Here is a 13,016-nt window from a genome sequence, read left to right as displayed (position 1 = left end):
ATCGATTCGATCGAATCGATTCGACGTCCACTGGATCCCTGTCAGGAACGCCCATGACCTCCGGTTCGCCCACGCGTCCCGCCCACACCCTGGCCTGGCGAAACGCCGTCTTCGCGATCTTCGCCCTCAACGGCATCGGCGCGGCCACCTGGGCCATCCGGCTCCCCGCGATCCGCGACCACCTGGAGCTCTCGACGAGCTCCGTCGGCTACCTGATCCTCGGCATCTCGATCGGCTCGATCATCGGCCTCACACTCGCGAGCCACGCGATCGCGCACATCGGCGGCCGCCGCACGATCGTCATCACGCTCGCCCTCTGCGCGGCCGCGCTCGTCGTGGTCGGCGCGGGCACCTCCGTGGTCTCGAGCTTCCTGCTCGTGGTGGTGGGGATGGGCCTCTACGGCTTCGGGTCGGCGATCTGCGACGTGGCCATGAACGTCGAAGGCGCGGCCGTCGAGAAGACGATCGGCAAGACACTCATGCCGCTCTTCCACGCGAGCTGGTCGGCCGGCACCGTGGTCGGCACCTCGCTCGGCACGGTGGCGGTGTTCGCCGGAGTCGATCCGATGGCACACTTCACCGCAGCGGCTGTCGTGATCGCCGTCGGCGCGATCGTCGCCCCGCGCGCCATCCCGCGCGTCGCGATCGACGCGGCGACGGGCGAGCAGGCAGCCCACGTGAGCTTCCGCGACCGGATGTCGATCTGGCTCGAGCCGCGCACCCTCGCGATCGGCCTCATCGCGCTCGGCATGGCGTTCACCGAAGGCTCCGCGAACGATTGGCTCGCGCTCGGCATGGTCGACGACCGCGGCCTCGACAACGGGCAGGCCGCCGGCATGTTCACGCTCTTCACGGTCGCGATGATGATCGGACGGATCGTGGGCGGGCCGCTCATCGACCGCTTCGGGCGCCTCAAGGTGCTGTGGCTCACGGGCGGTGCCGCGGCAGTCGGCCTCGCGATCGTGATCTTCGTGCCGGTCGTGCCGTTCGCGATCGTCGGGGTGCTGCTGTGGGGGTTCGGCGCCTCGCTGGGGTTCCCGGTCGCGATGTCGGCCGCCGCCGACGACCCGGCACGCGCGGCGGCGCGCGTCTCCGCCGTCGCGACGGTCGGCTACTGCGCGTTCCTCGTGGGCCCGCCGCTCCTCGGCTTCGTCGGCGAGCAGATCGGCATCCTCAACGCGCTCATCATCGTGTTCGTGCTGCTCGTGCTCGCCACGATCGCCTCGCCCGCTGCTCGCGAGGGACACAGCGGGCGTCGAGACGATCTCTCGGAGCCCTCGGCCTCCGAAACGATGTCGTAACAGGAGCGACGTACGCTTGAGAAGCTCGGGCGGCGGATCCCCAGATCTCCAGTGCGTGGATGGTCTTGAGACTCGCCGCCCGTTCCTGTTCCCGCGCTCCCGCCCGCGCCCGCGCCCGCGCTTCGGCCATCCCGCCTAGCGTGGTCGTGTGAGAACCGACGACCGCCGCATCCTCGGCCTCGCCGTGCCTGCGCTCGGCGCACTCATCGCCGAACCGCTGTTCCTCGCGACCGACACGGCTCTCGTCGGGCACCTCGGCGTCGCCCCGCTCGCCGGGCTCGGGATCGGCGCCACGGTGCTGCAGACCACGATCGGCCTGCTCGTGTTCCTCGCCTACGCGACCACCCCCTCCGTCGCCCGGCTGCTGGGTGCCGGCGACCGCGCGGGCGCCGTGCGGGCTGGCGTCGACGGCATCTGGCTCGCCCTCGGACTCGGCGCGGTGCTCGCGATCGTGGGTCCGTTCGTCGCGCATCCGCTCGCGGCGGCCTTCGGCGCCTCCGCGGAGGTCACCGAGCTCGGAGCCCTCTACCTCGGCATCTCCACCGCGGGCCTGCCGGCGATGCTCGCCGTGATCGCCGCCACGGGACTCTTCCGCGGCCTTCAGGACACCCGCACGCCGCTCGTCATCGCCGTCGCGGGTTTCGCGGCGAATGCGGCACTCAACGCCCTCCTCATCTACGGATTCGGTTGGGGCATCGCGGGCTCGGCGATCGGCACCGTCCTCGCCCAGTGGGGCATGGCGATCGCGTGCCTCGTGATCGCCGCACGCCACGCACGCACCGCCGGGGCGCCGATCGGCCCCGCACTGCCGGGGGTGGCGACCGCTGCCCGCGCTGGCGGATGGATGCTGCTGCGCACGGTGACTCTGCGCATCGCGCTCGTCGCGACCGTCGTCACCGCGACCTCCCTCGGCACCGTCACCCTCGCCTCCACGCAGGTGCTCTTCCAGATCACGTTCCTCCTGGCGCTCGCCCTCGACGCGTTCGCGATCGCAGCGCAGGCGCTCATCGGGCACGACCTCGGCGCGGGCGACCGCAGCCAGCTGCGCGCGATCGTGACGCGGGTGCTGGTGTGGGGCGTGGCCTCCGGAGTGGGGCTCGGTCTCGTGCTCGCCATCGCGGCGCCCTGGCTCGGCTCGGTGTTCTCCTCCGATGCGGCGGTGCTCGCCGCGATCCCGCCGGGTGCCTGGGCGATCGCCGCGACGATGCCGCTCGCGGCGATCGTGTTCGTGCTCGACGGCGTGCTCATCGGCGCGGGCGACGGGCGCTACCTCGCGATCGCGGGCGTCATCAACCTCGTCGTCTATCTGCCGCTCCTGTGGTGGGCGGCGCAGACCCCCGTGACAGGCCCCGCGGATGCACCCGCAGCCGTGCTCGCCATCCAGCTGGCGTACTGCGTGGGTTTCTACGGCATCCGCGCGATCACACTCGGCGCGCGCACTCCGGCGGTCGTGCGGGCATAGTCGGCGGCCCGAACTACGCTCGAAGAGTGGGCACCATCGTGAGTGATTTCGACGGAACGCTCTGCTTCGACGGCCGCACGGTCGCCCCCGAGATCGTCGCCGCGCTCGACCGCATCCGGCAGCGTCACCGGCTCGTGATCGCCTCCGCGCGACCGCCGCGCGACCTGCGCCCCGTGCTGCCCGCATCGCTCACCGACGTCGCCCTGCTCGGCGGCAACGGCGCGTTCGCGCTCGACGGCGATGTGCGCGTCATCCAGCACCTCGACCACGCGGCCCGCAACGCGATCGACATGCTCATCGCCGCCCACGGTCTGCGTGCCCACATCGACGGAGACGGCGACTACGCGTACACGGGCGATGGCGCGGATGCGGTGATCGCGAAGGTCCACACGGCCGGCCCCGAGCGTGCGGTCACCGCGAGCGCGCTGCCGGTGTACACGAAGGTCGTGCTGTTCACGACGCATCCGTCGATCCTCGCGGCGGTGCGCGAGCTGGCCGTGAAGGTGACGGTGCACGGCGACGAGGGCATCCTCGACATCGCGCCAGCCGGCGTCGACAAGGCGACCGTTCTCGCCCATCTCGGGGTCGGCCCGGGGGAGTACCTGGCGCTCGGCAACGACCACAACGACGTGCCGCTGTTCCGCGGGGCGCGGCACTCGGTGTGCGTCGGCGACAACTCCGTGGGGGTCGCGGCGTCGGAGCGTGTGCGCCCGGATGAGGTGGCCGCGACGCTCGACCGCCTCGCCGAGCTCGCCGACGCCGCATCCGCCGCCTGATCCGCGTTCGCGCGCTCTCACGCGCAGCCCGGTCGCTCTCCCGCCGCCCAGACACTCGTCGCGGCACCTGGACACCGGCGCGCGGGTGTCCAACTCGATCCAGACATGTCTACGGCGCCACCCACGGCAGGCAGGGATGCTCACAGTCGCGTCTGCGACAATCGATCAGTGAGTGAGATTCGCCAGGTCAGGCCCAAGACCGAAGGCTGGACCCAGGCGGTCGAAGCCGACGGCCGCCCCAAGCTGCAGTTCGCGTCCCCCCGGCGCACCCAGCCTCCCGTGCACCTCGCCGACCTCACCCCCGAGGAGCGCGCCGCGAAGGTCGTCGAGCTGGGGCTTCCCGCGTTCCGCGCCAAGCAGCTGAGCACCCACTACTTCACCCACTACACGACCGACCCCGCCGAGATGACCGACCTCCCGGCATCCGGTCGCGAGGAGCTCGTCGCCACGATGCTCCCGCCGCTGCTCACCGAGGTGCGTCGACTCAAGACCGACAACGGCGACACCATCAAGTTCCTGTGGCGCCTGTTCGACGGCGCGCTCGTCGAGTCGGTGCTCATGCGCTACCCCGGCCGCATCACGCTGTGCGTGTCGAGCCAGGCCGGATGCGGCATGAACTGCCCGTTCTGCGCCACCGGCCAGGCGGGACTCACCCGCAACATGTCGGCGGCCGAGATCGTCGCCCAGGTGGTGGCCGCGAACAAGGCGATCGCCGACGGCGAGCTGGGCGGCCTCCGCCGCGATGGCGGCCACGACTCGCCCCGGGTCACCAACATCGTCTTCATGGGCATGGGCGAGCCGCTCGCGAACTACAACCGCCTCATGAAGTCGATCCGCACGATGGTCGCCCCGCAGCCGAACGGCCTCGGCATGTCGGCCCGCAACATCACGGTGTCGTCGGTGGGCCTCGCCCCCGCGATCCGCAAGCTCGCCGAAGAGGACCTTCCGCTCACCTTCGCGCTGTCGCTGCACGCCCCGGATGACGTGCTGCGTGACGAGCTGATCCCGGTGAACTCGAAGTGGAAGGTGGATGAGGCGCTCGACGCCGCCTACAACTACTTCGAGAAGACCGGCCGTCGCGTGTCGATCGAGTACGCACTCATCAAGGACATGAACGACCACGCGTGGCGCGCCGACCTGCTCGCGCAGAAGCTCAACGAGCGCGGCACGGGCTGGGTGCACGTGAACCCGATCCCCCTCAACCCGACGCCCGGATCCATCTGGACCTCGTCTGAGAAGGATGTGACGAACGAGTTCATCCGCCGCCTCGAGGAATCGGGCATCCCCACGACCCTCCGCGACACCCGCGGCAAGGAGATCGACGGAGCCTGCGGTCAGCTCGCGGCGGCCGACTAGGTGTAGTTCCCCGGGACGTTGTGATCGTTTGAGGTAGCGAAGACCTCCGTGGACGATGTGGGTTACCACACTCAAATCGTCAACACGGAGGTCTTCGTGACTCACGCTAATGCGCCTTTGGCGCCGGAGGGCAGGCTTCGGCTGGCCCGGCTGATCATCGAGCAGGGTTGGTCGGTTCGTCGGGCGGCGGAACGGTTCCAGTGTTCGCCTGCGACGGCTGCGAAGTGGGCGGCCCGGTATCGGGCGGGGATTCCGATGACAGATCGTAGCTCGCGCCCGCACCGGTCGCCGTCTCGTTGCCCGAAGCGGTTGGAGCGGCGGATCATCGCGCTGCGGTTCAGTCGACGTTGGGGGCCGCACCGCATCAGCTATCACCTCGGTGTTCCCCGTTCGACGGTCGGACGCGTTCTCGAGCGCTATCGGATGCCGTTGCTGCAGCATCTGGATCAGAGCACCGGCCTCCCGGTCCGCAAACCGCGATCCATCCGCTATGAGAAGGCCCGGCCCGGTGAGCTGGTGCATGTCGATATCAAGAAACTGGGCCGCATCCCCAACGGCGGCGGGCATCGCATGCTCGGCCGCACCGCCGGGAACCGCAACAACAAGAAACAGGGACGCGGCTACTCGTTCCTGCACCACGCGGTCGATGACTACTCCCGGCTGGCCTACTCAGAGATCCACACCGACGAACGCCGCGAGACCGCGGCCGGATTCTGGATCCGCGCCAGAGCGTTCTTCCAACAGGCAGGCTTCGAGGTCGAGGCGGTGATGACCGACAACGGGCCCTGCTACCGATCCCACCTCTTCGCCACCGCACTCGGCCAGGCCCGGCACATCTTCACCCGCCCCTACCGACCCCAGACCAACGGCAAAGTCGAACGCTTCAACCGCACCCTCGCCACCGAATGGGCCTACGCCCGCACCTACACATCCGACGAAGCCCGAGCAGCCGACTACCCCGCCTGGCTACATCACTACAATCACCACCGACCCCACACCGGCATCGGAGGCCTCACACCCTCAACCCGCGTTCACAACCTCACGGGGAACTACAACTAGGCAGGCGCGGCGTCAGCGCGAGCGGCGAGGAGCCAGCTCGCGCAGTCGCTCGTTCACGCCGCCCGGAAACCCGTAGCCGAACCGCGCGAGAAGCAGCACCGCCCCGAGTGCCGCGCATCCCGACAGCATCTTGTCGATGATCGACGTGAGCAGGTTCGCCGAGACCACGGCATCGGCGAACCCCAGGCCGAGCTGGAGCATCTGCTGGCCGATGAGGTCGACCCCTTCGAGGCTGCTGGCTCCCCCGAACGCGAACAGGATGATCGGCACCGCCGTCAGCGTGCACGCCAGCGCAGCCACCGCGTTCAGCAGCGCGAACCGCGGCCATGAGCGACCGAACCAGCGCCGGAAGCCGACTCCCCAGATGACCGCACCGACGATCTGCACGATCGCGAACCACGCGCCCGTCATGTCGCCGTTCATGAGATTGCCGATGAGGTTCGTGGCGACACCCACCCCGATTCCCGCCGCGGGGCCGAAGGCGAACGCGGCGAACGCGGTGCCCACCATGTCCAGGTAGATCGGCAGACCCGCTGCCGTCGCCGTGAAGTTCAGGGCATGGTTGATGCCGACCGCGGCGATGCAGAGCACCACTGCGAACAATGCGGCGGGCACCTGGGCGCCACCCTCAGGGGCGGGTGAGGCCGCGTCGTCCGGAGCCGAGGGCGGGATCTGCTGGCCGGCGTTCGCCGCTGCCGCGCGCGAGCGCCACTGTTCGGCGGTGTCGCCTGCGTGGCCGAGCGCCCGCACGACATCGGCGACCAGCTCGGGATTGACGCGCTTGCGGTCGGGCCGGAACAGGTCGTAGACCGAGGATCGCGCGACGCGAGCTGCTGCTGGGAGCATGCCGCGCGCTTCACGCGTCTGGGAGACGGCGTCAGCGAGGTCGGTGAACGAGGGGGTTCCTGCGGCGATCCGCAGTGCGTGGAGGTCGCGCACGAGCGCCGCGGCGGGCGGCTCGTCCACGCGCGACTGCTCGCCGTCCAGCTGACGCTGCTGCACGCTGACCACTGCCCCCTACCCCGGGGCGCCCGTGATGCGGCTCCCCGGGGACAAGATCGCACGCGCACCGAGCGTGCGCAAGTTGATGCATCAGCTGTGTCAGATCCAGAAGTCGGTGTAGCCGCCGGGGTACGTGCAGCGGGTGGTACGGGGCGGCACATCAAAACAGTTGACGTCACTCACGGAGACTCCCTCGTGCGCAGCCACGGAGCGTCTCAGCTCCGCCGTGTAGCCGGCGATCAGCTCGTCCAGACTCGGCCCCGTGCTGCACGACGCCGACTGGCAGCCGCGGCCGCCTCCGCTCGACCCGCCGCCGCTGCGGGAGTTCCGGGGCGCCGACGCCCGGGCCTGCTCCTCGGCCGCTCGACGCGCCGCCTCGGCATCCGCCTGCGCCTGCGCGAGCGCGTTGAGGGCAGCCGTGTAGGCGGTCCAGCGCTCGGCCGCATCCGCCTGCAGGGGCGACTCCATCCCGGTGAGCGCGGCCGCCGCGTCGCGCACGGCCGTCTTCGCGTCCTCGCCCGCATCCGGCGCCGCGCCGATTGCGGCCTCCGCCGCATCCGGCACCGTCGCCACATGCGCAGTCCACGCCGCCAGCAGCTCGGCGCGGAGGGTGCCCCAGGTCTCGGCCTCGTCGGTCAGCGTCTCACCGAACCCATCCCAGCGTGCGAGCTGTTCGCCCAGCAGAGCGTGCTGCTCGCGGAAGGCCTCGATGCTGGCATCCTCAGGAAGCACCTTGCCCGGCGGCGGGGGAGCGACAGCAGGCGAATGACCGTCGAGCGCGGTGCGAACCTGCGCGGTCGTCTCGGCAGCAGTCGCGAGCGTCTCGCCGTCGGCCCCGAGGAGCGCGGTGAGCGCCTCGGCGACCTCGGCATCCGCGGCCAGGGTGTCGCGCGCCGCCACAACGCTGCCCTCGCGCTCCTTCGCATCGGCGACGGAGGAACGCAGCTCCGCGTACACAGCCAGGTAGGCGGTGCGAGCCTCGACCCGATCGCTCTCCGCCGCCACCGCCGCGATCACCGCGCACACGATCCCGATCGTGACTGCCGCCACGGCGCCCGCGATCAGCCAGTCGCGACGCGAACGGCGCACGCTGGCGTGCGGCCGCTCCGCCTCGATCACGGAGTCACCCTCGACCACAGGCTCAGCCTCGACCGCAGCGTCTGCCTCGTGTTCCACGGTGCCCCCTTCGTCGCCGAGGCGGAACCGGGGTGCCCGCGGCGGCGCTCTTCACGCTACGAGCGAACCCGTGGCGCCCCGCCCGATTCGACGCATCCCGGACGATCCCGGACGGGCCGCACCGCCCGGCGACGGCCGCACGGGCCGCCTCCACGCACCCCGAATAGACTCGAGCAATGCGTCTTGTCGTAGCCCGCTGCTCTGTCGACTACGCCGGTCGTCTCACGGCGCACCTGCCGCTCGCCACACGACTGCTCGTGGTGAAGGCCGACGGATCGGTGCTCGTGCACTCGGATTCGCTCAGCTACAAGCCGCTCAACTGGATGAGCCCGCCCACGACGTTCGTCACCGACGAGGTCGACGAGGAGCGCGCCGCCGCGGGCGTCATCGAGCTGTGGCGCGTCGCGAACCAGAAGACCGAAGACGTGCTCATCGTCTCGATCCACGAGATCATCCACGACTCCACCCACGAGCTCGGCGTCGATCCCGGGCTTCAGAAGGACGGCGTCGAAGCCGACCTGCAGCGTCTGCTCGCCGAGCAGATCGAGGTGCTCGGCGACGGGCACACGCTCGTGCGCCGCGAGTACATGACCGCCATCGGCCCCGTCGACATCCTCGCCACAGACGCCGAGGGCAAGTCGGTCGCCGTCGAGATCAAGCGGCGCGGCGACATCGACGGCGTCGAGCAGCTCACCCGCTACCTCGAGCTCATGAACCGCGACCCGCTGCTCGCGCCCGTGAGCGGGGTGTTCGCCGCACAGGTGATCAAACCGCAGGCCCGCACCCTCGCCGAGGACCGCGGCATCCGCTGCGTCGTGCTCGACTACGAGGCGATGAAGGGCATCGACTCCGGCAAGCCCACCCTGTTCTGAGGATCCTGTGACCGACTACACCGCTGTGCTGCTCGACCTCGACGGCACGATCATCGACTCCGCCCCTGGCATCCTCGCCGCGATCATCCACACGCACGAGCAGATGGGGCGCCCCGCACCGCCCGTCGACGAGCTCATGCCGTGGATCGGCCCGCCCATCCTCGAATCGTTCCGCGACCTCGCCGGATGGGACGAGGAGCAGTCCGAGCGCGCGCTGCGGATCTACCGCACGTTCTACGCCGAGCACGGCATGCTCGGCTCGGCGGCGTTCCCCGGTGCCATCGAGGCGGTGCGCGCGATCGCGGAGGCGGGGGTGCCGACCTCGATCGCGACGTCGAAGCCCGAGTCAGCGGCGCGCGTGATCCTCGCGAGCCTCGACCTCACCGACGCGTTCACCGAGATCACGGGCGGCTCGGATGACGAAGCCCGCTCCACGAAGGCCGCCGTGATCGAGGAGGCGCTGCGCCGCCTCGACGAGCGCGGAGTCGACCTCAGCCGCGTGGTGCACGTCGGGGACCGCATCCACGACGTGGAGGGCGCAGCGGCCCACGGCATCCCGACGATCTTCGCGGGCTGGGGCTACGGCGACCCCGCCGAGGCGGAGCACGCGCTGCTCACCGTGCAGACGCCCGCCGAGCTGCTCGAGGCGCTCGGCATCTGAGTCGGCTCAGCCGAAGGGGCGGCAGGCAGCGACGGTCCGATCGACGTTCTCGGTCGGCAGCGTCGGGGTCCAGCCGATGCCGTGCAGCACGACGAGCTCGAGCTGCAACTCGAAAGCTGGCAGCGGGCGCTGGCTCACCCCGTGCGCCTCGAGGCAGGGAATGACGACCTCCGAGTAGTACCGCCATTCCCAGTCGACGGCCTGCTCGTATTCGAACGGCACCGTCGGATGCTCGAGGTATCTGCAGGCGTAGGCCGCGGCGATCGTCTCCGGGCGGCCCGTCCGGTCGCGGATCTGCAGCCCGTCGACCACACCGTCGCGCCCGATCGACTCGGTGACCTCGAGCCCGGCTTCCTGATAGCAGCGACCGAGATCCGTGTCGAGCGCGAGTCGCGTCGCCCAGCTCGCGAACTCCGTCTCGGGTCGCACGAGGTCGGGGAGGCTCTGGGCGATGCGCGCCCATCGCTCCTCAGCAGCCGTCACCGACGACGCGAGATCGGGCTCCGGCCGAACCTCGGCGTCAAGCGGCCACGGCGGCGCACCGTTCTCATCGAAGAACGATGCCGCGACAGTCATCCAGCGCACGGATTCGGCGAAGTCGACCGCGGGAGGGCTGGGGGCCTCCGCCTCGGCGGGCGTGGGCGGGAGCGCCGCGAAGCCCAGGGCGATCGCCGCGGCCAGGACGGCACCCGCTCCGAACCACATGATCAGAGGCGATCTCACATTCGCGAGACTAGCGCCCCCGCGTCAGCAGCCGCAGTCGGCGGACGCCACAGGCCCCACGAGCGGATCGAGCGTCTGGACGACGGGCCCGTTCGCGTCCTCGACCTCACAGCCTTCTCGCGCCCAGTACTCGAAACCGCCGATCATGAGCCGCACCTCGTAGCCGAGACGAGCGAACTCGAGCGCCGCCTTGTCGGCGCCGTTGCATCCCGGGCTCCAGCAGTAGACGACCACCGGCACGTCGAGAGGGATCTCGGCGAGCGCCCGCGCCGCGACCTCCTGCCGCGGGAGATGCACGGCAGGGGCGGCGTGCCCCTGATCCCACGCCTCACGACTGCGGGTGTCGACGAGCACGAGCCGCTCGCCCGCGGCGAGCGCCGCCACCACATCCGAGGCGTCGGTCTCGAAGCGCAGCTTGGCGGCGAAGTGGCGCACGGCGTCGACGTTCGGCGTGGACGGCGCAGGGGCGATGCCGGTGGTGGTCGTCTCGGTCATGCGCCCACGGTAGGGGGCCGCGCTCCCGCCCGCGCCCCGGTTCCCTGCCATCCGCGCGCGAGTTCCCGCCACCTCGCGCCATCCGCGGTCGGCGGATACGCTCGCGATATGAGCTGGCGGATGCCGTCTGAGACTGACCGACACGAGCGCACGTGGATGGCGTTCCCGCGCACGGGGCTGACCCTCGGCAACACCGAGGCGGAGCGTGCAGAGGCATACGAGGCATGGACGGCGGTCGCCCATGCGATCGCCGAGTTCGAGCCCGTGGTGATGCTCGTCGACCCGAGCGAGACCTCGCGCGCCGCCGACATGCTGGGCTCCGACATCGAGCTGCTCACCGCCTCGGTCGACGAGTACTGGCTGCGCGATCACGGGCCCACGTTCGTCGTCGACGACGAGCGGCCCGGCGTGCTCGGCGCTGTCGACTGGGTGTTCAACGGCTGGGGCGACCGCGGCTGGTCGGAGTGGCGGCTCTCGGCCGACCACGCGCACACGATCGCACTGCAGCTCGAAGCGGAGATCGTGAGCTCCACGCTCGTCAACGAAGGCGGCGGGATCCACGTGGATGGTGAGGGCACGGTGCTCGTCACCGAGACGGTGCAGCTGGATGAGCGCCGCAACCCAGGGCTCGACAAGGAGGCCGTCGAGGCCGAGCTCGCGCGCACCCTCGGCACGACGCGCGCCATCTGGCTGCCGCGCGGCCTCACCCGCGACTACTCCGACTTCGGCACAAACGGCCACGTGGACATCGTCGCGACGATCCCCTCTCCCGGACGTCTGCTGCTGCACGACCAGCGCGACCCCGCGCATCCCGACCACGCCGTCACGCGCGAACTGCGCGCGATGCTCGAGGGAGAGACGGATGCGGCAGGCCGGCCGTTCGAGATCGTCCCGCTTCCCGCGCCCGCGACGCTGCGCGACGACGACGGCTTCGTCGACTGGAGCTACGTGAACCACCTCGTGGTGAACGGCGGCGTGATCGCGTGCGGCTTCGGCGAGCCCGCGGCGGATGCGACGGCGCGCGCGATCCTCGAGGAGGCCTACCCGGGCCGCCGCGTGGTCACCGTCGACGCGCGCGCGATCTTCGCGCGCGGCGGTGGCATCCACTGCATCACGCAGCACCAGCCCGCCGTCTGATCCGCGCGACCGCCCTGTCTACCTCCCGCGCGGTCCGCGGGTGCGCCAGGATGCGGGCATGGGATCAGCGTTGACCACCATCGGATTGCCCGTCGCCCTCGGCATCATCATGTTCGGCTTGGGCCTGTCTCTGACCCTCGGCGATTTCGCCCGCGTCGCGAAGCATCCGAAGGCGGTGATCGTCGCACTGGCGTGCCAGCTGATCGTGCTTCCGGGCCTGTGCCTGGGGCTCGTGTTCCTGTTCGACCTGCCGCCGATCCTCGCCGTGGGCATGCTGCTGCTCGCCGCCTCGCCGGGCGGCACCTCAGCCAACCTGTACAGTCACCTGTTCCGCGGTGACGTCGCGCTCAACGTGTCGCTCACGGCCATCAACTCGGTCATCGCGGTGTTCACGCTCCCGCTCATCACCAACTTCGCGATCGCGATCTTCATGCCGGGCGAGACGGAGCTCGGGGTGCAGTTCTCGAAGGCGGTCGAGGTGTTCACGATCGTGCTCGGCCCGGTGGTGCTCGGCATGCTCGTGCGCTGGTGGAAGCCGAACTTCGCGAAGCGGATGGACAAGCCCGTGCGCATCGCGTCGATGATCATCCTCGCGGTCGTGATCATCGGGGCGGTCGTGTCGAACTGGAAGCTGCTCATCGAGAATGTCGGCCAGCTCGCACTCATCACCGTGCTGTTCTGCGTGCTGTCGCTCGCGGTCGGCTTCTTCGTGCCGCGCCTGTTCCGGGTGGAGCCGCGTCAGGCGGTCGCGAGCTCGTTCGAGATCGGCATCCACAACGCGACGCTCTCGATCGTGATCGCCCAGACGGTGATCGGCTCCGTCGAGATGTCGCTGCCCGCCGCCGTCTACGGCGTGCTCATGTTCTTCGTCGCGCTCGCATGGGGCTTCCTGCTGAAGCGCCTCGTTCCGGCTGCGCCCGCCACGGAACCGGCGAGCGCCTGACTGTGCGTCGCCGGCTGGAACCCTGCGCCAGCCGGCGGCGCCGCCCCCGCTCG

General features: G+C 70.4%; 13 protein-coding genes. 9 read left to right on the top strand and 4 right to left on the bottom strand.

All coding sequences use genetic code 11. From position 1 onward, the window contains the following. Nucleotides 1-53 precede the first annotated feature (53 nt). The 5 genes from HCR12_RS00280 (at nucleotide 54) to HCR12_RS00260 (ending at nucleotide 5,954) form a co-directional block, all read left to right on the top strand. Nucleotides 54-1,301 carry an MFS transporter gene (locus HCR12_RS00280; RefSeq protein ID WP_166868310.1) on the top strand — a complete coding sequence of 416 codons (1,248 nt, stop codon included), beginning with the start codon at nucleotides 54-56 and terminating at the stop codon, nucleotides 1,299-1,301. Between the two features lie 148 nt (nucleotides 1,302-1,449). Beyond that, entirely contained in the window at nucleotides 1,450-2,763 is a 1,314-nt protein-coding gene (locus tag HCR12_RS00275) for an MATE family efflux transporter (RefSeq protein WP_224763544.1), read from the top strand. Nucleotides 2,764-2,789: 26 nt separating this feature from the next. Further along, complete coding sequence (locus HCR12_RS00270; protein ID WP_166868308.1) at nucleotides 2,790-3,539, top strand: HAD-IIB family hydrolase; 750 nt, start codon at nucleotides 2,790-2,792, stop codon at nucleotides 3,537-3,539. Nucleotides 3,540-3,707: 168 nt separating this feature from the next. Further along, nucleotides 3,708-4,895 (top strand): dual-specificity RNA methyltransferase RlmN, encoded by a 1,188-nt coding sequence (gene rlmN, locus HCR12_RS00265; RefSeq protein WP_473964511.1) that lies wholly within the window; start codon nucleotides 3,708-3,710, stop codon nucleotides 4,893-4,895. A 96-nt stretch (nucleotides 4,896-4,991) separates the two neighbouring features. Beyond that, nucleotides 4,992-5,954 carry an IS481 family transposase gene (locus tag HCR12_RS00260; protein ID WP_191412371.1) on the top strand — a complete coding sequence of 321 codons (963 nt, stop codon included), beginning with the start codon at nucleotides 4,992-4,994 and terminating at the stop codon, nucleotides 5,952-5,954. Between the two features lie 12 nt (nucleotides 5,955-5,966). Here the strand turns inward: HCR12_RS00260 and HCR12_RS00255 are convergent, their stop codons facing one another. Then, nucleotides 5,967-6,965: a hypothetical protein gene (locus HCR12_RS00255; protein WP_166869563.1), complete on the bottom strand. Its 999-nt coding sequence runs from the start codon at nucleotides 6,963-6,965 to the stop codon at nucleotides 5,967-5,969. A gap of 90 nt (nucleotides 6,966-7,055) precedes the next feature. Beyond that, the gene (locus tag HCR12_RS00250; RefSeq protein ID WP_166869564.1) at nucleotides 7,056-8,132 is read right to left on the bottom strand and encodes a hypothetical protein; all 1,077 of its coding nucleotides are present in this window, start codon (nucleotides 8,130-8,132) and stop codon (nucleotides 7,056-7,058) included. A gap of 176 nt (nucleotides 8,133-8,308) precedes the next feature. On the opposite strand from HCR12_RS00250, the gene nucS reads away from it, so the two are divergent. Beyond that, nucleotides 8,309-9,004: an endonuclease NucS gene (gene nucS, locus HCR12_RS00245; protein WP_166869565.1), complete on the top strand. Its 696-nt coding sequence runs from the start codon at nucleotides 8,309-8,311 to the stop codon at nucleotides 9,002-9,004. Between the two features lie 7 nt (nucleotides 9,005-9,011). Next, nucleotides 9,012-9,665: an HAD hydrolase-like protein gene (locus HCR12_RS00240; RefSeq protein ID WP_166869566.1), complete on the top strand. Its 654-nt coding sequence runs from the start codon at nucleotides 9,012-9,014 to the stop codon at nucleotides 9,663-9,665. 6 nt (nucleotides 9,666-9,671) lie between these two features. Here HCR12_RS00240 and HCR12_RS00235 read toward each other — a convergent pair whose 3' ends face one another. Both HCR12_RS00235 and HCR12_RS00230 read right to left on the bottom strand, forming a co-directional pair. After that, nucleotides 9,672-10,388 (bottom strand): hypothetical protein, encoded by a 717-nt coding sequence (locus HCR12_RS00235; protein ID WP_166869567.1) that lies wholly within the window; start codon nucleotides 10,386-10,388, stop codon nucleotides 9,672-9,674. A gap of 24 nt (nucleotides 10,389-10,412) precedes the next feature. Then, the gene (locus HCR12_RS00230) at nucleotides 10,413-10,883 is read right to left on the bottom strand and encodes a rhodanese-like domain-containing protein (protein ID WP_166869568.1); all 471 of its coding nucleotides are present in this window, start codon (nucleotides 10,881-10,883) and stop codon (nucleotides 10,413-10,415) included. Between the two features lie 108 nt (nucleotides 10,884-10,991). Between HCR12_RS00230 and HCR12_RS00225 the strand changes: the two genes are divergently transcribed. Further along, on the top strand, nucleotides 10,992-12,020 hold the full coding sequence (locus HCR12_RS00225; RefSeq protein WP_166869569.1) for an agmatine deiminase family protein: 1,029 nt from the start codon (nucleotides 10,992-10,994) through the stop codon (nucleotides 12,018-12,020). Between the two features lie 58 nt (nucleotides 12,021-12,078). Further along, on the top strand, nucleotides 12,079-12,963 hold the full coding sequence (locus HCR12_RS00220) for a bile acid:sodium symporter family protein (RefSeq protein ID WP_166869570.1): 885 nt from the start codon (nucleotides 12,079-12,081) through the stop codon (nucleotides 12,961-12,963). Nucleotides 12,964-13,016 lie beyond the last annotated feature (53 nt).

It is taken from the genome of Salinibacterium sp. ZJ70 (genome assembly GCF_011751865.2).
Lineage (GTDB): Bacteria > Actinomycetota > Actinomycetes > Actinomycetales > Microbacteriaceae > Homoserinibacter.
The sequence above is the reverse complement of the archived record's forward strand: the minus strand, read 5'-3'. Positions and strand labels throughout refer to the sequence as shown.

Excerpts from the sequence above, each read along its gene's own strand:
- HCR12_RS00220 (WP_166869570.1), top strand. The coding sequence starts at position 12,079 with ATGGGATCAGCGTTGACCACCATCGGATTGCCCGTCGCCCTCGGCATC.
- nucS (WP_166869565.1), top strand. The coding sequence starts at position 8,309 with ATGCGTCTTGTCGTAGCCCGCTGCTCTGTCGACTACGCCGGTCGTCTC.
- HCR12_RS00230 (WP_166869568.1), bottom strand. The coding sequence starts at position 10,883 with ATGACCGAGACGACCACCACCGGCATCGCCCCTGCGCCGTCCACGCCG.
- HCR12_RS00280 (WP_166868310.1), top strand. The coding sequence starts at position 54 with ATGACCTCCGGTTCGCCCACGCGTCCCGCCCACACCCTGGCCTGGCGA.
- HCR12_RS00225 (WP_166869569.1), top strand. The coding sequence starts at position 10,992 with ATGAGCTGGCGGATGCCGTCTGAGACTGACCGACACGAGCGCACGTGG.